Source organism: Microbacterium sp. FW305-3-2-15-F-LB2, assembly GCF_058787255.1.
Genome location: NZ_JBYSZO010000001.1, coordinates 1,117,345 through 1,139,265 on the forward strand (window position 1 = coordinate 1,117,345; position 21,921 = coordinate 1,139,265).

Genomic DNA, 21,921 nt, shown 5'->3' on the forward strand with positions numbered 1-21,921 from the left:
CCCACAACCTAGCGGGACGGCGGTTCGGCCTCGCCGCAGGGGAGGGCCCACCTCATCGAAGCAGCCGACCGTCGGGTCAACTCGCCGCGAGAACCTTGCCGTACCACCTCGTCGCGTTGGCGTTGTCGTTGTAGGCCGGGATCGCCTCGAACCCCGACCGTGCGTAGAGCCCGCCCGCGGCGTCGAGCGTGTGATGGGTGTCGAGCACGAGTTCCGCGGCGCCGCGCTCACGCGCGCGGCGTTCGAGGTCGTCGAGGATCACACGGCCCCAGCCGCGGCCACGTCCGCTGTCGCGGACGAACAGGTGCTTCACCTCGTCGCGCGGTCCGTGGGGTCCCTCCTCGATCCGACGGATGCCGCCGCACCCGACGGGGTGACCCTCGTCGTCATCCAGGACGACGAAGACCCCGGCCGGCTCGACGAACGTCGCGGGGGAGGGGAACACCGTCCGGTATCCGCCGCCGGGGAAGATCGAGGCACGCAGCGCGAAGTACTCCTCGAGCAGCGCGTGGGCATCGGGGGCGTCGACGGGGGAGGTGCGGATCGAGACCATCTGTCGATGCTAAGCGAGGGGTGCCGCGGCGCGTCTGTGGACAGAGCGTTCCGACCCTCGCGTCGCCGCCTAGGCTGACACCATGACCACACGCGTAGCCATCGTGGGCGCATCCGGAAAGCTCGGCGGAGTCATCCGCGACGTCGTCGAGTCCGAAGAGGGGTACGAGGTCTCCGCCGTGCTCGGTTCAGGCTCCGACCTGGGCGAGCTCGACGGCGCCGATCTGGTGATCGACGCGTCCACCCCGGCGGTCTCGATCGACGTCGTCCGCGCGGCCATCGAGCGCGGCATCAACGTGCTCGTGGGCACGTCCGGCTGGTCGAGCGAACGCATCGCGCTGGTGCGCCCCCTGGTGGATGCCAGTGGCACGGGCGCCGTGTTCATCCCCAACTTCTCGCTCGGCTCCGTCGTCGGCACCGCGCTGGCTGCGGCGGCGGCACCCTTCTTCCCCTCGATCGAGATCGTCGAGGCGCATCGCGAGACGAAGGTCGATTCGCCCAGCGGTACCGCGGTCCGAACCGCGGAGCTGATCGCGGCGGCACGCGAGAAGGTCGGTCCGGTGCAGTCGCCGCACGTCGACCAACGCGCGCGCGGCCAGCAGGTCGCCTCGGTTCCCATCCACTCGCTCCGTCGCCCCGGTGTCATCGCCCGGCAGGAGACGGTTCTCTCGGGGGCGGGGGAGTCGCTCACGATCGTGCACGACACGATCGATCCGGCCACGGCCTACGCTCCCGGCATCCGAATCGCCTTGGCCGCCGCCCGCGAAGCGCGAGGCGTCATCGTCGGGCTCGACAGCTTCATCGACATCGGGGTGCGCACGCGCCCCGCCCGCGCCGAGGCGCCCATCGCCGACGACGACGTGTCGGGGCAGGTCGCCGGCGTCACCAGCGCATGAAGCCGCGCGTCGCCGTCGCGGTCATGACGGTGCTGTTGCTGCTGTACATCGTGCTGGCCGGTCAGCGTGCCGTGGTGCTGCTGACCAGCGGTGACGGCGTCGGCGTGGCGATGGGGGTCGCCCTCATCGTGCTGCCGATCATCGCTCTCTGGGCCATCGGGCGCGAACTATGGTTCGGTGTTCGCGCCCAGAGGCTCGGCGAGACGCTGGATGCCGAAGGCGGGCTGCCGCGTGAGGAGATCGAGGTGCGGCCGAGTGGCCGCGCGACCCGCGACGACGCCGATGCCCTGTTCCCGGCCTACCGCGCCGACGTCGAAGCTCGGCCCGGCGACTGGCGCGCGTGGTACCGCCTCGGACTCGCCTACGACGCGGCCGGCGATCGCCGTCGTGCTCGCGAGGCCGTCCGTAAGGCGATCTCCCTCGAGGCAGCCGACCGGCGAACCGCCTGAGACGCCTTCCGTGGGCGACGGCGCGCCCCCGCGGGCGCGCTCAGCGCACGGCGGGAACGGCCGAGGCCACGGCATCCTCGACGGTCGCGTGCTGGAACGCGAAGCCGTCGTTCTCGAGGACGGCGGGGCGAACATCGGCATCCGAGGTGAGCAGCGCCTCCGTCGCGTCGCGCCCGAGTGCGAGCTTCATGCCCCACACCGGGGCCCGCAGGACGTAGGGCCGGTTCATGCGTCGCGCCAGGGCGAACCCGAGGTCGTTCGCGGTCGCCCGGCTGGGGCCGGTGAGGTTCACGGGGCCCTCGATACCGGAGTCGATGACGTGGCGGATGGCGCGCACCTCGTCCTCGAGCGTGATCCAGGGCCACACCTGCGTGCCGCGTCCGATGGGACCGGAGACGCCGAGCTTCGTCATCAGCAGGAGGGGCTTCAGCACCCCGCGCTCGTGCACGATCGGGGCCGTGCGCAGCAGGGCCACGCGGGCCCGCGAACCGGCTCCGCGTGCCGCGCTCTCCCACTCCTCGCAGATGTCCGCGAGGAAGCCCTCGCCACGGCGGGACGACTCGGTGAGGACGGCGCCCGGTTGCGAGCCGTAGTACCCCGTCGCCGAGGCGTTCACGAGCGCGGGCGCGTCGTCGCCGAGTTCGCGGATTGCGGTGGCGAGCGTCCGTGTGGGGGTGATGCGCGACCACAGGAGCTGGCTCTTGTACGACGGCGTCCAGGGGAACCTGCCGATCGAGGCGCCGTTGAGGCACACCACGGCGTCGGCACCGGCCAGGATGCCGGGATCGAGGGGGGTGGCATCCTGCAGCCACTGCACCTCGTGCGGGCCGGAAGCGGGGTGCCGCACGAGCGAGGTGACCTCGACACCGTCGCCGCGGAGCGACTCCGCGAGAGCGGAGCCGATGAGGCCCGACGCGCCGGCGAGAATGACGCGTCGGGCCGAGGACTCAGGCAAGCGTGGCCTCGAGCGTGATGTCGATGCCCGCGAGCGCCTGCGAAACGGGGCAGTTCGCCTTCGCGTCGTTGGCGATCTTCTCGAACGTCGCCGCGTCGAGGCCGGGGACCACGGCGTTGACGTTCAGGTGGCTGCCGGTGATGCCGGTGCCGGGCTTGAAGGTGACCGAGGCGGTCGCGTGGATCGACTCGGGAGGGGTGCCGTTTTCGGCGAGGGCGTTGGAAAGGGCCATGCTGAAGCACGACGAGTGCGCGCCGGCCAACAGCTCTTCGGGCGTGGTGACCGAGCTGGAGCCCTCGCTCCGCGCCTTCCAGTTCACGTCGAACGTGCCGATTCCGGACGAGGTGAAGGTGACTTCGCCCGATCCCTCGAACAGGCTGCCCTTCCAGGCGGTGGTGGCTTCGCTCGTGACGGCCATGGGAACCTCCGGCTTTCCGCGCAGCCCCGAATGGCTGCGGCGAAAGTCAGCCTAGCCACGGCCTCCGACCCGTCGGAGGTCTTGACAGCCGGTGCTTCCGCGGAGGGTCAGGCGGCCGACGGGCGGCGCCGCCCGATGAGGCCCGCTCGCTGGAGGAGCAGGTAGAGCTGGCATCCCAGGCACAGGCCGAAGGCCGCGTTCAGGAACGCCGCGAGGAACGCGGCGGCGGCGGCGATCGGCAGCGCCCACGGCACGCCCGCCAGGTGGAGGAGAAGTCCTCCCACCGTGACGAACAGGCCGACGCCCTGAGCGAAACGCGGCGGGCGAGGGTCCTCGAACTCGGTCGGCGGCGCGAGACGCGGCTGGACGACGCGGCGATAGAGAACGCCCCACGGCGCGGTGCGGGGCGAGGCGACGCTCCACAGGAAGAGTGCGGCGATCACGAGGACCAGAAGGAAGCCCGGATCCGCGACGCGCGCTCCGAAGGAAGCTGCCGCCAGGTTGCCGGTGGAGATGCCGACGAGCGACAGGAACGTCGCGATCAGCAGGAGAACGGCGGTGATGGATGCCGCGAACCGCGGCCCTCGGACATCGATGCGCTGGACCTCAGGCACGGGCTGACTCCTCTTGCAAACGGGTGAGTTCGAGTTCGACCACGGCGCGGCCAGGGGTGCCGCCGAAGCGCGTACGGATGACGCCGGTCCGATCGAGGACGAGCGTGGTGGGGGTCTGCAGCACGCGGAAGTGCTGGGCGATGTCGGGGCGGTGGGTGAGGTCGACGTCGAGGTGTCGGACACCCTCGCGAGCTTCCGCGATGTCGGAGAGCATGCGGTGCACGCCGGGGCAGCGCGCGCACATCTCGGTGCTGAACTGCAGCAGCGTGGCTTCTTCGCCGAGACTGTCGGCACCCAGGCGACGCGGGTCGACGATCTCGGCGGAGTCCACGGCGCGGGCGCGGCCCTGGGTGCGGCGGAAGACGACGCCGGCACCCACGGCCACCACGACGAGCGCGGCGGTCACGAGAAGAGCGAAAGTCAGGTCCACGACCGACAACGCTAACGCGCACGCGGGGGAGGAGGGTCGATGAGTCGCCGAATGACGCGCTCGTCCGGTGTTTCCTCAGCGTGCACCCAGGACGGCCCCTCCTCCCCACCCGCAGGATCGGCGACATCGTCCCCGCGCACCGCCCGCGTGCCGGAGTCCCCGGGTATCGTGAGGGCCGTGACCGCCGACATCCCCACGCCGTACGAAGATCTTCTCCGCGACGTCCTCGAAGCGGGAGTGCACAAGTCCGATCGCACCGGCACGGGCACCACCAGCGTGTTCGGTCGGCAGATCCGGTTCGATCTGGCCCAGGGCTTCCCGCTCGTGACGACCAAGCGGGTGCACATGAAGTCGATCGTGTACGAGCTCCTCTGGTTCCTGCGTGGCGAATCCAACGTCGGCTGGCTGCAGCAGAACGGCGTGACCATCTGGGACGAATGGGCGGATGCCGACGGCGAGCTCGGGCCCGTCTACGGCGTCCAGTGGCGTTCGTGGCCCACCGCGGATGGGGGAGAGATCGACCAGATCTCGCAGGTGATCGAGCAGATCCGCCGCGATCCCGACTCGCGTCGCCTCGTCGTGTCGGCGTGGAACCCCGCCGACATCCCCGACATGGCGCTCGCCCCGTGCCACGCGCTGTTCCAGTTCTACGTCGCCGACGGCAAGCTCTCGTGCCAGCTGTACCAGCGCAGTGCCGACATGTTCCTCGGCGTGCCGTTCAACATCGCGTCCTACGCGCTGCTCACGCTCATGATCGCGCAGCAGACCGGACTCGAGCCGGGCGAGTTCGTGTGGACCGGCGGTGACTGCCACGTCTACGACAACCACCGCGAGCAGGTGCAGGAACAGCTCTCGCGAGACCCGTACCCGTACCCGACGCTGCGGTTCGCGCGGAAGCCCGCGTCGATCTTCGACTACTCCTACGAAGACATCGTGGTCGAGGACTACCAGCACCACCCGGCGATCCGGGCGGCCGTCGCCGTATGACCCGCGTCGGGCTCGTCTGGGCGCAGGCGCGCGGCGGCGTCATCGGCGCCGGCGGGGAGATGCCCTGGCACGTGCCCGAAGACCTCGCGCACTTCCGCGCCGTGACGGGCGAATCCGACGTCATCATGGGCCGGCGGACGTGGGAGTCGCTGCCGCCGCGCTTCCGGCCGCTGCCGGGGCGCCGCAACATCGTGGTGTCGCGGTCCGACGAGTGGGCCGGCGAGGGGGCGGAGAGAGCCGCGTCTCTGGACGCGGCTCTGACGCTGTCCACGACGGCGGAGGTCTGGGTGATCGGTGGCGGGCAGCTCTACGCCGGCGCCATCGCGGATGCCGACCTGCTCGAGGTCACGCAGCTCGATCTCGACGTGGACGGGGACACCGTGGCCCCCCGGCTCGAGGGCTGGACCCGCACGGCCGCCGACCCCGAGGACGGCTGGCACGTCTCGCGAACCGGCATCCGCTACCGCTTCGAGACCTACGAACCTGGGGAGCGATCGTGACGCGGACCGCGCTCATCACGGGGGCGAGCTCGGGTCTGGGCGCCGAGTTCGCCCGGCAGCTCGCCGCGCGCGGCGCCGACGTGATCCTCGTCGCGCGTGACGAGGACGCGCTCGCCACGGTCGCCGACGGCATCCGCGGGGCCTCCGGGGTGAGCGTCGAGGTGTTGCCCGCCGACCTCCTCGACGACGACGATCGGGTCGCGGTCGAAGCGCGTCTGGCCGGGGGCGTTGACGTCCTGGTCAACAACGCCGGGTTCGGACTCGACCTCGCGTTCGAGAAGAACGATGTGGCCGACGAGGTGCGGCACCTGCGTCTCCACGTCGAGGTCGCCCTGCGCCTCACCCACGCGGCTCTCCCGGCGATGCTCCGCCGCGGTGGCGGACGCATCATCAACGTCGCCTCGGTCGCCGGATTCGTTCCGCGGGGCACCTACGGCGCCGTGAAGGGCTGGCTCATCTCGTTCAGTCGGTGGGCCACGGTCGCGTACGCACCGCGTGGGGTGACCGTGACCGCGGTGTGCCCGGGCTTCGTCCACACGAACTTCCACGAGCGCCTCGGTCTGCCACCGGGGCAGGAGGGGGTCCCGCCCGGGATGTGGCTGGATGCCGAGACGGTGGTCCGCGAAGGTTTGCGTGACGCCGCCCGCGGGCGCGCGGTGTCCATTCCCTCGCTGCGCTACAAGCTGCTCGTCGCCGCCTCGCGGCTCCTGCCCGACCGTGTGGTCGTGCGCGCCGCTTCCCGCGGCCGCTGACGTCAGCGGAACCGGCCGGCGCGGATGCCGGCGAAGGCCAGAGCCGCGATCGTCTCGCCGTCGGTGATCTCTCCGTCGGCGATGAGTCCGAGAACCTCCGCGAACGCCACCCAGCGGACGGCTTCGATGCCCTCTTCCCGCTGCGAGGACCCGGCATCCTCGATTCGGAGGTCGCGGGCGAGGAAGACGTGCTCCGGCGCGTCGGCGATGCCGTTCAGGGCGTTCATCCGGCCGAGATACTCCCACCGCGCGGCCGTCACGCCGCTCTCCTCGCGCAGTTCGCGCTGCGCGGCGACGAGCGGGTCCTCGCCGTCGCTTCCCCCGGCGGGTACCTCGAGGGAGCGTCCGGTCGTATACCGCTCCAGCTCGACGAGGCAGACGCGGTCGTCCTCGTCCATGGCGACGACGAACACCGCGGGCTGCTGCATCTGCACGACGCCGTAGATGCCGTCCCCGTCGGGACCGGTGACTTCGTCTTCGCGCACCCGGATCCAGCGGTTCTCGTACACGGTGCGGGAGGAACGGGTCGACCAGGCCATGCCGTCAGCCTACGGTCGCGGAGGCCGGCGTCCCCTCGGCCGCGAGGCGAAGTTCCTCCCCCGGGGACCACGGCCGGGGAGACCGTTGCGCGAACCGATAACCTGAGAGCATGACGCACTCCGGCAACCCCTTCGGTCAGGTGCTCGTCGCGCTCGTCACCCCCATGACGGCCGACGGCGAGGTCGATTGGCCCGCCGTCGAGAAGCACATCGACGACGTCGTCAGCGCGGGTGCCGACGGTGTCGTCGTCACCGGCACGACGGGTGAGACCTCCACGCTCACCGACCCCGAGAAGCTCCGCCTCGTCGAGGTCGGCAAAGACGTGGCCGCGGGACGCGCGAAGATCATCACCGGCGGTGGCTCCAACGAGACCGCGCACGCGATCGAGCTGTACAAGGCCAGCGAGAAGGCCGGCGCGGACGGCATCATGATCGTCACGCCGTACTACAACAAGCCCACCCAGGCCGGCATCCTGACCCACTTCCGACTCGTGGCCGACGCGACCGACCTGCCCGTGATCCTCTACGACATCCCCGGACGCACCGGCGTCGAGATCAAGTACGAGACGATCCTGCGCCTGGCGAAGCACCCCAACATCCTCGCCGTCAAGGATGCCAAGGGTGATTTCAGCGAGGTCAGCCGTGTGCTGAACCAGACCGACCTCATGTACTTCTCGGGCGACGACGCGAATGTGCTGCCGCATCTCTCGATCGGCGCAGCCGGGCTCATCGGTGTCACGGCGAACATCGCCGCCGCGCCGTACCGGACGATCGTGGATGCCGTGAACCGCGGTGACCTCGCTACCGCCACCGCCGCGCACAAGCGGCTGGAGCCCCTGGTCCGCGCCGTCATGACGCACGTGCCCGGCACGGTCGCCGCGAAGTACATCCTGCACGGGCTGGGCCGCATCGGCAGCCCGCGCGTGCGCCTGCCCCTGGTCGGTCCGGAGGAGTGGGAGGCCGCCGCGATCGAGGACGAACTGGCGCTGGTCCGCGAGGTCCAGGGCGCGGACTTCTCCAACTTCCGCCCCGACCGCAATGCGGCCGCCGGTGGCGCTCTGCCCAAGGTGCACGGCACCACGAGATAAGCATCGGCGTCCGCCGAACCGCGGCCAGGGACGCCACACGAAGGGATGCCGCAGGGCGGCATCCGAGGAGGCACCATATGCCCACGACCGTTTACGATCCCCCCGCTCTCGCTCAGGGAACCCTGCGCGTCATCCCGCTCGGCGGCCTCGGCGAGGTCGGCCGCAACATGACCGTCTTCGAGTACGAGGGAAAGCTCCTCATCGTCGACTGCGGAGTACTGTTCCCGGAAGAGCACCAGCCCGGTGTCGACCTGATCCTGCCCGACTTCGAGCCCATCCGGCACCGCCTCGACGACATCGTCGGGGTCGTTCTCACGCACGGACACGAAGACCACATCGGGGCCGTGCCCTACCTGCTCAAGCTCAAGGCCGACATCCCCCTCATCGGGTCGGGTCTCACGCTCGCGCTCATCGAGGCGAAGCTCAAAGAGCACCGCATCCGGCCGTACACCCTCACGGTGAAAGAGGGCCAGCGCGAGCAGGTCGGCCCGTTCGACCTCGAGTTCGTCGCCGTCAACCACTCGATTCCGGATGCCTTGGCCGTGGCGATCCGCACCCCCGCCGGACTCGTCCTGGCCACCGGTGATTTCAAGATGGACCAGCTGCCGCTGGACGGACGGATCACCGACCTCCGCGCGTTCGCGCGTCTCGGTGAGGAGGGCGTCGACCTGTTCCTCGTCGACTCCACCAACGCCGACGTCCCCGGGTTCACGCCGACCGAGCGTGCGATCGGCCCCGTTCTCGACCAGGTCATCGCCAAGGCTCCCCGACGCGTGGTCGTGGCGAGCTTCTCGAGCCACGTGCACCGCGTGCAGCAGGTGCTCGACGCGGCGCACGCGAACGGTCGCCGTGTCGCCCTGCTCGGTCGCAGCATGGTGCGCAACATGGGGATCGCCGCCGACCTGGGCTACCTGAACGTGCCCGACGGCGTCCTCATCGACTACAAGAAGGCGCGCGATCTGCCCGACGACAAGATCGTCTACATGTCGACCGGTTCGCAGGGCGAGCCGATGGCGGTGCTCAGCCGCATGGCGAACCTCGACCACGCGATCGAGCCCGGCGAGGGCGACACCGTGATCCTGGCATCCAGCCTCATCCCCGGAAACGAGAACGCGGTGTATCGCGTGATCGACGGCCTCACCAAGCTCGGCGCCACCGTCGTGCACAAGGGCAACGCCAAGGTGCACGTGTCCGGTCACGCGGCGGCGGGCGAGTTGCTGTACTGCTACAACATCCTCAAGCCGAAGAACGTCCTGCCCGTGCACGGGGAGTACCGCCACCTGATGGCCAACGCGAAGCTGGCGCAGGAGACGGGGATCCCCGCCGAGAAGACGATCCTCGGTGAGAACGGCACGGTCGTCGACCTCCGTGACGGACGCGCCGAGGTCGTCGGCCAGCTCGATATCGGGTTCGTCTACGTCGACGGGTCCTCCGTGGGTGAGATCACGGATGCCGACCTCAAGGACCGTCGGATCCTGGGCGAGGAGGGCTTCATCTCGGTGATCGTCGTCGTCGACCGCCAGACCGGGAAGATCATCTCCGGCCCCGAAGTGCACGCGCGCGGGTTCGCCGAAGACGCTGCGGTGTTCGAGAGCGTCAAGCCGAAGATCGCCGCGGCGCTCGCCGAGGCGGCGCAGTCGGGTGTGCGCGACACGCACGCCCTGTCGCAGGTCGTCCGCCGGACGATCGGCCGCTGGGTCAACCAGTCGCTGCGTCGGCGCCCCATGATCGTGCCGCTCGTCATCGAAGCGTGAGGTCGCTCCCCGCTCTCCCCGCCCTGGGGAGCGGGGACCGTAGGGCGAGCGGGCCGGTGATCGGTATCATGCGGGCATGCCCGCCATCCCGATCCGCGCGGCACTCCCGTCCGACGGTGCCTTTCTCGCCGACATGACGGTCGAGGCCGCCAATTGGCGCGCCGGCAGCGCCCGGCCGCGGCACGAGGTGCTCAGCAGCCCCGACCATCAGCGCTACGTCGCCGGCTGGCAGCGCCCGGGGGACGCCGGTTTCGTGGCGGAGTCGCCCGCCGGCGAGGCGATCGGCGCGGCCTGGTATCGCATGCTGCCGCGCAGCGAGCCCGGTTTCGGATGGGTGGGGACGGGCGTCCCCGAGCTGATCATCGGCGTGCGTCCGGTGTGGCGCGCACACGGGGTGGGGCGGGCGCTGCTCCAGCGCCTCGTGGCCCACGCCCGTGATCAGGGCTATTCGCGCATCAGTCTGAGCGTCGAGCGCGACAATTTCGCCCGCACGTTCTATCGCACCGAGGGCTTCGCGGTCACCCGGGCGGGTCAAGGGCGCGATGTGATGGTCAAGACGCTGCGCTGACGCGTCCCGGGTATCGGTCCTGCGTCGAATACCGCGTCGGTCCGCGCGAATGTCGGACACCCCGCCTACCGTGGAGGAATGCCCCGCAGTACGTCCACGTCCGGCGGTCGCGCTCCCGCGAAGGGACAGGCGCGATCCAAAGCGTCCGCGCCCGCGCCCAAGCGGTACGTCGACGAGCCCGAGAAGCCTCCGGTCGCCGTCCGTGCCTGGACGGCCCTCGCCCACGGGGTCGGGGGGATGTTCCGCGTCTTCGGTCCCGAGACGCTCGAGCGCGACCAGCGTCGCGACGGTTTCCCCTTCCTGCTCGTGATCCTCGCGGTGCTCGGAGCGGTCGTCGAGTGGTTCTTCATCGGCAACGACGTCGCCGCGACGATCAGTGCCTACAGCTTCGGCGGAGTGATCGGCCGGGTGGCGTTCGTCTTCCCGGTGCTGTTGCTTCTGCTCGCCGGATGGCTGTTCCGGCATCCGTCGTCCGTTCACGACAACGGCCGCATCGGCATCGGCTTCGCGCTGTTCGTCATCTCCATGGCCGGGTTCTGCCATGTCGCCGGAGGGGGGCCGGCGCCGAGCGAGGGGCTGCCGCGGCTGAGTCTCGCCGGTGGACTCGCCGGATGGCTGATCGGCGAACCTCTGTCGCTCCTCACCGATGTCGGGGCGTACATCGCGCTCTCGCTCCTCACGGTCCTCAGCATCCTGATCCTCACCAAGACCCCGCCGAACCGGATCGGTCACCGCCTCGGCGACCTCTACGCCTGGATGTTCGGCGCGGAACGCGTCGAGAAAGAGGCGCCCACCGCCGTCCTTCCCGTGGATGCCGACGACGAGGCGCCCGCTGAAAAGTCGCTGCCGTGGTGGCGTCGGAACAAGTCCGGCCGCGAGGAGGACGTCGACGGCGACCTCGGCTCCGACGACCTCACGACGCTGTTGACGCCCGGGGCGCCCCAGGGCGGCTTCGAATCCGCCGTGGTGACGCCGTCGGCTCCCGCCGCTCCGCCGGCACGGCCGCCGATTCCCCCCGCGCCCGACGCTCTGACCGAGATCATCGACCCGGCCGCGCTCGCGAGCGTGGGCGCTGGGCGCGGGCTTCAGGACGACTCGCCGACGCTCGACGATGCCGATGATGATCTGCCGGGCATCTCCGGTCTCGGCGGAGACAACGCCGGCCTGCCCCCGTCGGCGAACTACCGTCTGCCGTCGGTGACCGCTCTGGCCGCCGGGACGCCGCCGAAGGAACGCTCCGCCGCGAACGACGCCGTCGTCCGCGCCATCGAGAGCGTCATGGAACAGTTCAAGGTGGATGCGCGCGTCACCGGTTTCTCGCGCGGTCCGACGGTCACCCAGTACGAGATCGAGGTCGGTCACGGTGTGAAGGTCGAGCGCATCACCGCGCTCACGAACAACATCGCTTACGCCGTCGCCTCCAACGAGGTGCGCATCCTCGCGCCCATCCCCGGCAAGAGCGCGATCGGCGTCGAGATCCCCAACGCCGACCGCGAGATCGTGACCCTCGGTGACATCCTGCGCTCCGACGCCGCGGCCGCGTCCACGCATCCGATGACGATCGGTGTCGGGAAAGACGTCGGTGGCGGATTCGTCGTCGCCAACCTCGCGAAGATGCCCCACTTGCTCGTGGCCGGTTCCACCGGATCGGGAAAGTCGAGCTTCGTCAACTCGATGATCACGAGCCTGTTGATGCGGGCCAAGCCGTCCGAGGTCCGGATGGTGCTCATCGACCCGAAGCGCGTCGAACTCACGTCCTACGCGGGCGTTCCGCACCTGATCACACCCATCATCACGAACCCCAAGAAGGCGGCCGAAGCGCTGCAGTGGGTCGTGAAAGAGATGGACATGCGGTACGACGACCTCGCGTCGTTCGGGTTCCGTCACATCGACGACTTCAACAAGGCCGTTGTCGCGGGTGAGATCCAGCTGCCGGCCGGCAGCGAGCGCGTCCTCAAGCCGTATCCGTACCTCCTCGTGGTGGTCGACGAGCTCGCCGACCTCATGATGGTGGCGCCGCGCGACGTCGAAGACTCGATCGTTCGCATCACCCAGCTCGCCCGCGCCAGTGGCATCCACCTCGTGCTGGCGACCCAGCGCCCATCGGTCGACGTGGTGACGGGTCTCATCAAGGCGAACGTGCCGTCGCGACTGGCCTTCGCGGTCACGAGCGTCACGGATTCGCGCGTCATCCTGGATCAGCCCGGTGCCGACCGCCTGATCGGTCAGGGCGACGGTCTTTTCTTGCCGATGGGGGCCTCGAAGGCCGTGCGCGTGCAGGGCGCGTGGGTGAGCGAGCAGGAGATCGAGCGCGTCGTCGCTCACGTCACCCAGCAGGCGCGCCCGGAGTACCGAGCCGACGTGCAGGCCGCGGCCGAGAAGAAAGAGATCGACGCCGATATCGGTGACGACCTCGAGCTGCTTCTCGCCGCCGCCGAACTGGTGGTCTCGACGCAGTTCGGCTCGACGTCGATGCTCCAGCGCAAGCTTCGCGTCGGTTTCGCCAAGGCCGGGCGCCTGATGGACCTCCTCGAATCGCGCGAGATCGTGGGGCCGTCCGAAGGGTCGAAGGCGCGCGACGTCCTCGTCACGAACGAACAGTTGCCGTCCGTCCTCGCCCGGCTCCGCGGCGAGGAGCCGCCAGCGGGATCCGACGACGACCGATACGGCCCGGACGCCGTAGAGGCGCAATACGACGGTCTGCCCGTCGTCGGGGATGACGAGGACTCGGAAGACGCCTGGCAGCTGACGGGACGCGAGTGATGGCTGTCCACCCGCAGCTTCCCAACGCGATCACGATCGCGCGGATCCTCTGCGCGCCGGTGTTCCTCTGGCTGCTGCTCGCGGATGCGGGTGCCGGGGGAGGACTGCGCTGGGCCGCCGGGATCCTGTTCATCGTGGCCATCGCCACGGACGGGGTGGACGGTTACATCGCTCGTCGTTACGAGATCGTCAGCGACCTCGGCAAGCTGCTGGATCCGATCGCGGATAAGGCGTTGACCGGCGTCGCCTTCGTCGGCCTGTCGATCCTGGGCGAGTTGCCCTGGTGGGTCACGATCATCGTGCTCGTCCGTGAGATCGGCATCACGATCTACCGGTTCATCGTCGTCAGCGACCACGTGCTGGCCGCCGCCTGGATGGGCAAGCTCAAGACCGTCGCCCAGGCCGTCGCGCTCTCCATCGCGCTCCTGCCGTTGGCCTCCCTCGCGGATTCCGCGGTGTGGCAGTCCGTGGTCTGGTGGGCCGGCACGGTGACGATGACGATCGCCGTGATCCTCACGATCGCGTCGGGGATCGATTACGTCGTCTCCGAGGTGCGTGGAGCGCGTGCGAAGCGGAGCGGCCGGTGATCGACGGCGTCCCTGACGACCTCGACGAGACGCTGGTGCGTGACCCGCGCGAGAGTGCGGCGGTGCTGCTCGACCGCCTCGTCGAGCTCGGCTGGACCGTCGCTGTTGCCGAATCGCTCACCGGGGGAATGGTCGTTTCCTCGCTCGTCGATATCCCCGGTGCCTCCCGCGCCGTGCGCGGCGGTGTCGTGGCATATGCGACCGATGTGAAGCGGAGTGTCCTCGGAGTCGATCCGGCGTTGCTGGAAGCGCACGGAGCTGTCCACCCCCGCGTCGCTCGCCAAATGGCACGCGGAGTGCGCGACGTTCTCGGACGCGACGGAACTCCGGCCGATGTCGGGATCGCCACCACCGGCGTGGCCGGCCCCGAGCCCCAGGACGGGCAGCCGGTGGGGACCGTGCACATCGCGGTCTCCACCCCGCTCGGCACGCGCGTTGATTCGCTCGTCATCTCCGGCGACCGGGATCGCATTCGCCGGGAAGCCACGCACATCGCCGTCCGTCGTGCCCTCGCGGCTCTGTGACGTCGGGCTGTCGTTCCCGCGGCGGGGGAACAAATGGTGACACACCCGGGTTGTTGTCATCGATTCCCATCCAGTGCCCAGCGCGCGGCATTAGGGTGACCTGAAATGGTGTTGTACCGTTGTCCACCCGGGCAGCGGAGGAATCGGTAGTGAGGAGGGGTTCACATGATCCTGGTCCGTCAAGAGATCGGCGAGGTCCTGCGTGAGCTCCGCCAGCAGAAGGGTCGTACCCTTCGCCAGGTCGCCAGCCGCGCCAGCGTCGCCCTCGGGTACTTGAGTGAAGTAGAGCGCGGTCAGAAGGAAGCGTCGAGCGAGATCCTCGCGTCGGTTGCCGAGGCCCTCGACGTCCCCATCTCGACGATCATGCGTGAGGTCGGCGATCGTCTGTCGGTTCTCGAAGGACTCCAGACCTTCCCCGATGTGGTCCCCGACGACCTCGTCGCATCCGTCGAGCCCGAACTGTCGCTGCGCTGACGTCTCCGGATGCGCCGTAGCGAATTCGATCGCGCCGTCGCCGACGAGTTCGGTCCGCGCGGTAGTTCGCTGATGACCGACCTTGTCCTGTCCGCCGTCGGTGGCCGGACGAGCGCGGATGCCCTCGCCGCGGGCGTCGACCCGCGTGAAGTCTGGCTCGCGCTGTGCGAGGAGACGGACGTTCCGATGGAGCGACGTTACGGGGTCGGGCGACTGGATCCGCGCCGGCGCTGATCGCGGTGCGTAACGACCGTCCGCCGGGGCCGTGCGTTCGGGTCTGACCACATTCTTCACGGCGTGTCATCGAATCTTCGTTCGATCTCGGCGTAGGCTCCTGCACATCGGAGTTTCGGACGTCTTCGTCCACAGAAGACGGGGTTCCCTCCACCGATGTCGGAGGCCCTCCCTACCGTGGGTGAAGTCGAACGACACTCTGAACGCCTTGTCGGGCATCTCCACCGTCGGTGGGGAGCGCGACAGCCTATAGGCGACGGAACGCGAGCAGAAAGAAGACGTCATGCCCTCACCCGCAGAGCGCGAAAAAGCCCTCGAGTCGGCCCTGGCTCAGATCGACCGTCAGTTCGGAAAGGGCTCGGTCATGCGCCTGGGCAGTGACGAGCGCGCACCGATCGAGACCATTCCGACCGGATCCATCGCCCTCGACGCCGCGCTGGGGATCGGCGGGCTTCCGCGCGGTCGCATCATCGAGATCTACGGCCCGGAGTCCTCGGGTAAGACCACGCTGACCCTGCACGCGATCGCCAACGCGCAGCGCGCCGGCGGTATCGCGGCGTTCATCGACGCCGAGCACGCGCTCGACCCCGAGTACGCCAAGAAGCTCGGCGTCGACATCGACGCGCTGCTCGTCTCGCAGCCCGACACCGGTGAGCAGGCGCTCGAGATCGCCGACATGCTGATCCGTTCCGGCGCCATCGACCTCGTCGTCATCGACTCGGTCGCCGCGCTCGTCCCCGAGGCCGAGATCAAGGGCGAGATGGGTGACTCCCACGTGGGTCTGCAGGCGCGCCTCATGTCGCAGGCTCTTCGCAAGCTCACGGGTGGACTGAACACCACCAAGACCACGGCGATCTTCATCAACCAGCTGCGCGAGAAGATCGGGGTGTTCTTCGGTTCTCCCGAGACCACCGCCGGTGGAAAGGCGCTGAAGTTCTACGCCTCGGTCCGTCTCGACATCCGTCGCATCGAGACCCTGAAGGACGGCGCCGAGGCGGTCGGAAACCGTACACGGGTCAAGGTCGTCAAGAACAAGATGGCACCGCCTTTCAAGCAGGCGGAGTTCGACATCATCTACGGCGTCGGCATCTCTCGCGAAGGCAGCCTCATCGACTTCGGCGTCGAGCACGGCATCGTGAAGAAGTCGGGTGCCTGGTACACGTACGACGGTGAGCAGCTCGGGCAGGGTAAAGAGAACGCCCGGAGCTTCCTCATCAAGAACCCCGATGTCGCCGCCGAGATCGAGTCGAAGATCAAGACCAAGCTCGGGATCGGTGTCGCCCCAGCGGCGGCACCGACGACCGACGAGCTCGCGGCCCGCCGCCCGGCCTGATGAGCGATGACGCAGGCCGCCCGGGTCGCGACCCCGAAGTATCGTCGGGGAGCGGCGCGGGCGGCGCGGGCGAAGACGCGCTCGCCCCGGTGATTCCGCTCTTCGGCAGCGGCGGGCGTGCGCGCCATGACCGAGGCGCGGTGTCGCGGCATCCCTCGATGCGATCCGTCGCCGACGACAGCTCGGTGCGGTGGGCTCTGCCCGGTGCCGCAGCCGGAGGGACCGCTGACGACGCTGCCGGTGACGATTCGCCGGAGGAGATCCGCGACCGCGCTGAGGCACTCCTCCTCCGTCGCCTGCGCGGACGCTCGCTCTCGCTGGTCGAGGCGGGTGCCGTCGTCCGCGAGGTCGAGGGCGCCGACGAGACCGTCGTCGATGAGGTCGTGGCGAAATTCGTCGACCTCGGCTATCTCGATGACGAGGCTTTCGCCGAACAGCTCGCGATGAGCGCGATCGAGCGGCGCGGTCAGGGGCGCCGTGCTGTCGTCCAGACGCTCCGCAAACGCGGCATCCCGCGCGAGGTGGCCGATGCCACGGTCGCCGAGCTGCCGGACGACGACGCCGAACGCGCGCTGGAGTTCGCCCGGTCGAAGATCCGCGGGGTGAGCGGGAAGGATTACGACGCGAGTCTCCGACGCCTGGCGGGCCAGCTGGCCCGTCGCGGGTACGCGTCGTCGGTGTCGCTCGACGCGGCGCGTCAGGCTCTCGCCGAGGCGGGTGTGCGTCGCGCGCCCTTCACACGCCCCGCGGCCTCGGGCGTGCAGTTCACTCCCGACGACTGAGTCGGTGCCGAGCGTCGGTTCCGGTTCGTCCGGCCGTGGCGGGACTCGATGAACGACCCCGGCGACGCGGCGCACGGCGCTTAGAATGGCACGCATCATGACGACCCCTGTATCCACGCCGACGCTGATCGCGCCGTCCGACGCCGCCACCTCGGCCGACGGACGCGCCCGCACCTACGAGGTGCGTACGTTCGGCTGCCAGATGAACGTCCACGACTCCGAACGGCTCTCGGGGTCTCTCGAGAGTGCCGGCTACGTCCGCGCCGAAGCCGGCACCGACGCCGACGTCGTCGTGATCAACACGTGTGCCGTCCGCGACAACGCGGCAGGCAAGCTCTATGGCACGCTCGGGCACCTCAAGTCCCGCAAGGACGCCCACGGCGGCATGCAGATCGCCGTCGGCGGGTGCCTCGCCCAGATGGACAAAGAGGCCGTCCAGCAGAAGGCGCCGTGGGTCGATGTCGTCTTCGGCACGCACAACATGGGATCGCTGCCCGGGATGCTGGAGCGAGCTCGCCACAACGGCGAGGCCGAGCTCGAGATCCTGGAGTCGCTCGAGGTCTTCCCGTCGACGCTTCCGACCAAGCGCGATTCCGTCCACAGCGGGTGGGTGTCGATCTCGGTCGGCTGCAACAACACCTGCACGTTCTGCATCGTCCCGAGCCTGCGCGGAAAAGAGAAAGACCGGCGTCCCGGCGACATCCTGAACGAGATCCGCCTCCTCGTGGATGACGGCGCGATCGAGGTCACGCTGCTCGGGCAGAACGTGAACTCCTACGGAGTCGAGTTCGGAGACCGCCTGGCGTTCGGCAAGCTGCTCCGCGCGGCCGGAGAGATCGAGGGCCTCGAGCGCATCCGCTTCACGAGCCCGCACCCCGCGGCCTTCACCGACGACGTCATCGCGGCCATGGCCGAGACGCCGTCCGTGATGCCTCAGCTGCACATGCCGCTGCAGTCGGGGTCCGACCGCATCCTCAAGGCCATGCGTCGCTCGTACCGCAGCGAGCGGTTCCTCGGCATCCTCGACCGCGTCCGCGAGCGCATCCCGTACGCGGCGATCACGACCGACATCATCGTCGGTTTCCCCGGCGAGACGGATGAGGACTTCGAGGAGACGATGCGCGTCGTCGAGGCATCCCGCTTCGCCAGCGCTTTCACCTTCCAGTACTCGATCCGCCAGGGCACTCCCGCAGCCACGATGGAGGGTCAGGTGCCCAAAGCTGTCGTGCAGGAGCGCTACGAGCGGCTCACCGCGCTGCAGGAACGGATCTCGCTCGAAGAGAACCAGAAGCAGCTCGGGCGCACCCTCGACGTGCTCGTCTCGACCGGCGAAGGCAAGAAGGATGCCGAGACGCGCCGCCTCACCGGCCGCGCCGAGGACAACCGTCTCGTTCACTTCGAGGTGTCCGACACGTCGGTCCTGCCGCGCCCGGGCGATGTCGTCTCGGTCCAGGTCACGCATGCCGCGCCGTTCTACTTGCTCGCCGACGCTCCCGCGGGGCAGCCGCTCCGCATTCGCCGGACACGCGCGGGCGACGCGTGGGACCGTACCCAGGCGGAGTCGTGCGGCGTGCCCGCGCCGGCCGGCGAGGCGGGTGCGCCCCGCGCCGTGTCGCTCGGCCTGCCCACGCTCCGCATCGGCGGGTGACGACGGACGAGGTCGCCGCACCGCGGCTCTGGGCGATCGTCGGGGCGACGGGGACCGGCAAGACGAGTCTCTCCCTCGATCTCGCGGAAGCGCTGAAGCGACGTGGCCGTGCCGCCGAGATCATCAACGCGGATGCCATGCAGCTCTACCGCGGGATGGACATCGGCACCGCCAAACTCCCCGTCGCCGAAAGGCGCGGCATCCCGCACCACCTGTTCGACGTCCTCGCGGTGACGGAGGAGGCGGCTGTCGCCTGGTACCAGGGCGTCGCGCGCGAGACCATCGAGCGGCTGCATGCCCGCGGGACGGACGCCATCCTCGTCGGTGGTTCGGGGCTCTACGTCTCGAGCGTTCTCTGGGACTTTCGGTTCCCGCCTCGCGATCCCGCGGTGCGGGCCGGTCTGGAGAAGGAGCTCGAGAGGCTCGGGCCTGGCGCGCTCTACGAGCGTCTCCGCGCAGCCGACCCCATCGCGGCTCAGCGCATCGACCCGCGCAACGGCCGCCGAGTGGTGCGCGCCCTGGAAGTGCTCGCTCAGGGCGCGGACACGCACGGGGGGGCCCTCCCCGCTGCACCGGAGCTCTGGCATCCGCGCACCTCGATCGTCGGCACCTCCATCGAACGCGACATCCTGGTCGGATTGCTGGACGAGCGCGTCCTGCGGATGTGGGAGCTCGGCCTGACCGACGAGGTCGCCGGGCTTCGCGCTGACGGCCTCGAGCGGGGAGCGACGGCGGCACGTGCGATCGGGTACGCGCAGGCGCTGGCGGAGCTCCGCGGCGAGATGACGCGCGCGGAGGCGATCGCGGAGACCCAGGCGCTCACGCGGCGCTATGCGCGCCGCCAGGTGTCGTGGTTCCGCAGGTACGAGGACGTCCGGTGGGTCGACGCGCGCTCCATCCGGGCCGAAGAACTCATCATCGAGGAGACCGGGAGATGACCGTGGAGATTCGAGCGTTCGACATCGCGGACGAAGACGCCGTCGTCGACCTGTGGGACACGGCCGGACTCACACGTCCCTGGAACGATCCGCGCGCCGATATCCGCCGCAAACTCACGGTGCAGCCCGAACTGTTCCTCGTCGCGGTCGACGGGGGAGAGCTCGTCGGCAGCGTCATGGCCGGATACGACGGTCATCGCGGTTGGCTCTACTACCTGGCCGCGGCCGAATCCCACCGCGGGCGAGGAGTCGGCCGTGCGCTCGTCGCCGAGGCCGAGCGGCTGCTCGAGGCGCTCGGTTGCCCCAAAGTCCAGCTGATGGTTCGACCCGACAACGTCGGCGTTCGTGGGTTCTACGACGCCCTCGGCTACGAGCCCTTCGAGACGTGGGCAACGGGCCGCCGGCTCATCATCGACGGTCCCGGCGGCCCGGCCTGAGCCTCGTCCGCACGGGCCAGGGTGTCCATCGGCGGCGCCGGGCGCTCACCCGCATCGCCAGAGGACGAGCCTGCGATTCCGATCCCTAGACTGGATGCCATGGCGACTCTCGCGTTCACCAAAGGCCACGGAACCGGCAACGACTTCGTGGTCGTGTCCGATCCCGACGGTGAACTCGACCTTTCGGACGAACAGGTCGCGATCCTCTGCGACCGCCACTTCGGTATCGGTGCCGATGGACTCCTCCGTGTCGTGCGCTCGGCCGCCATCGAAGAGGGATCGGATGCCGCGGCCTCGGGTGCCGAGTGGTTCATGGACTACCGCAACGCCGACGGCTCGAAAGCCGAGATGTGCGGCAACGGCACACGGGTCTTCGCCCGCTACCTCACCGACACGGGACTCGCGGACATCGCCGACGGCCTGCGGATAGGAACGCGCGCCGGGGTGAAGACCCTGACGCGCAGCGACCGCGGGTTCGAGGTCGATCTGGGTGAGTTCCGCATCGAGTCCGGTGAGGTGCTGGTGCGCGCCAAGGGGTTGCCGGTCGCCCGCCCCGGCGTGGGAATCGATGTCGGCAATCCGCACGTGGTCGTGGCGCTCTCGTCGGACGCCGAGCTCGAGGGTCTGGAACTCGCGTACCAACCGCTTCTGGATCCGACGCCCGAGCGTGGCGCGAACGTCGAGTTCGTGGTCCCCGCCGACCCTCTCGTGCACGAGGGTGTGGGGTCCATCAGCATGCGCGTCTTCGAGCGTGGCGTCGGTGAGACGCTCAGCTGCGGTACCGGGGTGGCCGCGGCTGCTCTCGCCGTCCGGCACTGGGCCGGCGCGGCGGCGCCCGATCTCTGGACCGTCGAGACGCGCGGGGGAACCCTGGGCGTCCGTGTCGCTGCGGGCCGAGTGTTCCTGTCCGGCCCCGCGTCGCTGGTGTTCACCGGCGAGGTCGCGCTCGCCTGAACCCGGCGGGAGCTGCCGTCGGCCGCGTCAGATCTCGTCGCGGATGACGTCGATGGGCTCGCTCGGCGGCGAGCCGTGGCGACGCACGCGCAGCACACGGTAGCCGCGGCCCGTCGCGGCGCGGTGCACGGAGAACCCCGTCGTGAAGGTGGCGGCCAGCCAGCGCTGCAGCGAGTCCGAGCCGAGGTTGCGCTGCACGACGAACCACCCGTCCGACCGCTCGGCGAGGCGCGGGATCCAGTGCTCGAGCATGCCGTGCAACTCGTTCTTGCCGACCCGGATCGGGGGATTCGAGCGGATCGTGCGGAAGGAGATCCCCTCGGGAACATCCTCGGGGCGCACGGCGTTCACATTGTCGAGGCCGAGGCGCTGCGCGTTCTGTCTCACGAGGTCGAGAGCACGTTCGTTGACGTCGACCGCCCAGATCGTCGCGTGCGGCGCGTCCAAGGCGAGGCTCAGCGTGATCGGGCCCCAGCCGCTTCCCAGGTCGAGGAAGTTCCCACCGGCGGGCGGGGCAGGCGTGTTCGCCAACAGAACCGAGGTCCCGGCATCCAGGCGATCGGGACTGAACACTCCGCCAGCGGTCACGACTTCGAGTTCACGCCCGGCGAGCGTGACGCGAAGCCGGCGGAACTGTTCGGGACTCGACGGCGACGCGCTGAAATAGTGGTCGCTGCCCATCCCGGAAGCGTAGCGGACCGAAGCCCCCGGAGGTGGGGGCGACTAAAGTGCGAGCATGCCGTGG

Annotated in this window: 26 protein-coding genes; 19 read left to right on the top strand and 7 right to left on the bottom strand. The window is 69.5% G+C overall.

What is annotated here, in order from left to right; all coding sequences use genetic code 11:
* Positions 1–76 precede the first annotated feature (76 nt).
* Complete coding sequence (locus tag AC3WLZ_RS05345; protein WP_492469333.1) at positions 77–553, bottom strand: GNAT family N-acetyltransferase; 477 nt, start codon at positions 551–553, stop codon at positions 77–79.
* A gap of 82 nt (positions 554–635) precedes the next feature.
* Between AC3WLZ_RS05345 and dapB the strand changes: the two genes are divergently transcribed.
* Together dapB and AC3WLZ_RS05355 are read left to right on the top strand one after the other, a co-directional pair.
* Positions 636–1,448: a 4-hydroxy-tetrahydrodipicolinate reductase gene (gene dapB / locus AC3WLZ_RS05350; RefSeq protein WP_492469334.1), complete on the top strand. Its 813-nt coding sequence runs from the start codon at positions 636–638 to the stop codon at positions 1,446–1,448.
* The gene (locus AC3WLZ_RS05355) at positions 1,445–1,897 is read left to right on the top strand and encodes a tetratricopeptide repeat protein (protein ID WP_492469336.1); all 453 of its coding nucleotides are present in this window, start codon (positions 1,445–1,447) and stop codon (positions 1,895–1,897) included. The genes dapB and AC3WLZ_RS05355 overlap by 4 nt, the downstream gene beginning before the upstream one ends.
* Before the next feature lie 40 nt (positions 1,898–1,937).
* Here the strand turns inward: AC3WLZ_RS05355 and AC3WLZ_RS05360 are convergent, their stop codons facing one another.
* The 4 genes from AC3WLZ_RS05360 to AC3WLZ_RS05375 form a co-directional block, all read right to left on the bottom strand.
* Positions 1,938–2,852 (bottom strand): TIGR01777 family oxidoreductase, encoded by a 915-nt coding sequence (locus AC3WLZ_RS05360; protein WP_492469338.1) that lies wholly within the window; start codon positions 2,850–2,852, stop codon positions 1,938–1,940.
* Positions 2,845–3,270: an OsmC family peroxiredoxin gene (locus tag AC3WLZ_RS05365; RefSeq protein ID WP_412924056.1), complete on the bottom strand. Its 426-nt coding sequence runs from the start codon at positions 3,268–3,270 to the stop codon at positions 2,845–2,847. Before AC3WLZ_RS05365 ends, AC3WLZ_RS05360 begins: the two co-directional genes overlap by 8 nt.
* Positions 3,271–3,377: 107 nt before the next feature.
* Positions 3,378–3,884 carry a DUF4395 domain-containing protein gene (locus AC3WLZ_RS05370; protein ID WP_492469339.1) on the bottom strand — a complete coding sequence of 169 codons (507 nt, stop codon included), beginning with the start codon at positions 3,882–3,884 and terminating at the stop codon, positions 3,378–3,380.
* Entirely contained in the window at positions 3,877–4,314 is a 438-nt protein-coding gene (locus AC3WLZ_RS05375; protein ID WP_492469341.1) for a TlpA family protein disulfide reductase, read from the bottom strand. The genes AC3WLZ_RS05370 and AC3WLZ_RS05375 overlap by 8 nt, the downstream gene beginning before the upstream one ends.
* Positions 4,315–4,491: 177 nt before the next feature.
* Here AC3WLZ_RS05375 and AC3WLZ_RS05380 point away from each other — a divergent pair, with 177 nt between their 5' ends.
* The 3 genes from AC3WLZ_RS05380 to AC3WLZ_RS05390 are packed head-to-tail and all read left to right on the top strand — an operon-like array spanning position 4,492 to position 6,553.
* On the top strand, positions 4,492–5,301 hold the full coding sequence (locus AC3WLZ_RS05380) for a thymidylate synthase (RefSeq protein ID WP_492469342.1): 810 nt from the start codon (positions 4,492–4,494) through the stop codon (positions 5,299–5,301).
* Positions 5,298–5,801, top strand: a complete 504-nt coding sequence (locus AC3WLZ_RS05385; RefSeq protein WP_492469343.1) for a dihydrofolate reductase — start codon at positions 5,298–5,300, stop codon at positions 5,799–5,801. The genes AC3WLZ_RS05380 and AC3WLZ_RS05385 overlap by 4 nt, the downstream gene beginning before the upstream one ends.
* Positions 5,798–6,553: an SDR family NAD(P)-dependent oxidoreductase gene (locus tag AC3WLZ_RS05390; RefSeq protein WP_492469344.1), complete on the top strand. Its 756-nt coding sequence runs from the start codon at positions 5,798–5,800 to the stop codon at positions 6,551–6,553. The genes AC3WLZ_RS05385 and AC3WLZ_RS05390 overlap by 4 nt, the downstream gene beginning before the upstream one ends.
* Before the next feature lie 2 nt (positions 6,554–6,555).
* Here the strand turns inward: AC3WLZ_RS05390 and AC3WLZ_RS05395 are convergent, their stop codons facing one another.
* Complete coding sequence (locus AC3WLZ_RS05395) at positions 6,556–7,092, bottom strand: NUDIX domain-containing protein (RefSeq protein WP_492469345.1); 537 nt, start codon at positions 7,090–7,092, stop codon at positions 6,556–6,558.
* 110 nt (positions 7,093–7,202) lie between these two features.
* Here AC3WLZ_RS05395 and dapA point away from each other — a divergent pair, with 110 nt between their 5' ends.
* From dapA to dapF, 14 genes are all read left to right on the top strand, one after another.
* Positions 7,203–8,180 carry a 4-hydroxy-tetrahydrodipicolinate synthase gene (gene dapA, locus AC3WLZ_RS05400; protein WP_412924063.1) on the top strand — a complete coding sequence of 326 codons (978 nt, stop codon included), beginning with the start codon at positions 7,203–7,205 and terminating at the stop codon, positions 8,178–8,180.
* 77 nt (positions 8,181–8,257) lie between these two features.
* A complete protein-coding gene (locus AC3WLZ_RS05405) occupies positions 8,258–9,934 on the top strand; it encodes a ribonuclease J (RefSeq protein WP_492469347.1) in 1,677 nt (558 codons plus the stop codon).
* Between the two features lie 76 nt (positions 9,935–10,010).
* Positions 10,011–10,502 (top strand): GNAT family N-acetyltransferase, encoded by a 492-nt coding sequence (locus AC3WLZ_RS05410; protein ID WP_412924065.1) that lies wholly within the window; start codon positions 10,011–10,013, stop codon positions 10,500–10,502.
* Positions 10,503–10,580: 78 nt separating this feature from the next.
* Positions 10,581–13,265, top strand: a complete 2,685-nt coding sequence (locus AC3WLZ_RS05415) for an FtsK/SpoIIIE family DNA translocase (RefSeq protein WP_492469348.1) — start codon at positions 10,581–10,583, stop codon at positions 13,263–13,265.
* On the top strand, positions 13,265–13,852 hold the full coding sequence (pgsA, locus tag AC3WLZ_RS05420; RefSeq protein ID WP_412924068.1) for a CDP-diacylglycerol--glycerol-3-phosphate 3-phosphatidyltransferase: 588 nt from the start codon (positions 13,265–13,267) through the stop codon (positions 13,850–13,852). The genes AC3WLZ_RS05415 and pgsA overlap by 1 nt, the downstream gene beginning before the upstream one ends.
* Complete coding sequence (locus AC3WLZ_RS05425) at positions 13,849–14,376, top strand: CinA family protein (RefSeq protein ID WP_412924070.1); 528 nt, start codon at positions 13,849–13,851, stop codon at positions 14,374–14,376. Before pgsA ends, AC3WLZ_RS05425 begins: the two co-directional genes overlap by 4 nt.
* A 165-nt stretch (positions 14,377–14,541) precedes the next feature.
* A complete protein-coding gene (locus AC3WLZ_RS05430; RefSeq protein WP_125132412.1) occupies positions 14,542–14,850 on the top strand; it encodes a helix-turn-helix domain-containing protein in 309 nt (102 codons plus the stop codon).
* A 9-nt stretch (positions 14,851–14,859) separates the two neighbouring features.
* Positions 14,860–15,084, top strand: coding sequence for a DUF3046 domain-containing protein (locus AC3WLZ_RS05435; protein ID WP_412924071.1), 225 nt, complete (start codon positions 14,860–14,862; stop codon positions 15,082–15,084).
* A 283-nt stretch (positions 15,085–15,367) separates the two neighbouring features.
* Positions 15,368–16,417, top strand: a complete 1,050-nt coding sequence (gene recA / locus AC3WLZ_RS05440; protein WP_412924072.1) for a recombinase RecA — start codon at positions 15,368–15,370, stop codon at positions 16,415–16,417.
* Positions 16,417–17,199, top strand: coding sequence for a regulatory protein RecX (locus AC3WLZ_RS05445; protein WP_412924073.1), 783 nt, complete (start codon positions 16,417–16,419; stop codon positions 17,197–17,199). Before recA ends, AC3WLZ_RS05445 begins: the two co-directional genes overlap by 1 nt.
* Positions 17,200–17,296: 97 nt before the next feature.
* Positions 17,297–18,847, top strand: coding sequence for a tRNA (N6-isopentenyl adenosine(37)-C2)-methylthiotransferase MiaB (gene miaB, locus AC3WLZ_RS05450; RefSeq protein ID WP_492469349.1), 1,551 nt, complete (start codon positions 17,297–17,299; stop codon positions 18,845–18,847).
* Positions 18,844–19,785: a tRNA (adenosine(37)-N6)-dimethylallyltransferase MiaA gene (miaA, locus tag AC3WLZ_RS05455; RefSeq protein WP_492469350.1), complete on the top strand. Its 942-nt coding sequence runs from the start codon at positions 18,844–18,846 to the stop codon at positions 19,783–19,785. The genes miaB and miaA overlap by 4 nt, the downstream gene beginning before the upstream one ends.
* Entirely contained in the window at positions 19,782–20,222 is a 441-nt protein-coding gene (locus AC3WLZ_RS05460) for a GNAT family acetyltransferase (protein WP_492469351.1), read from the top strand. The genes miaA and AC3WLZ_RS05460 overlap by 4 nt, the downstream gene beginning before the upstream one ends.
* Before the next feature lie 99 nt (positions 20,223–20,321).
* Complete coding sequence (gene dapF / locus AC3WLZ_RS05465) at positions 20,322–21,176, top strand: diaminopimelate epimerase (protein ID WP_492469352.1); 855 nt, start codon at positions 20,322–20,324, stop codon at positions 21,174–21,176.
* A 27-nt stretch (positions 21,177–21,203) separates the two neighbouring features.
* Here the strand turns inward: dapF and AC3WLZ_RS05470 are convergent, their stop codons facing one another.
* A complete protein-coding gene (locus AC3WLZ_RS05470) occupies positions 21,204–21,857 on the bottom strand; it encodes a class I SAM-dependent methyltransferase (protein WP_412924078.1) in 654 nt (217 codons plus the stop codon).
* Positions 21,858–21,921: the final 64 nt, after the last annotated feature.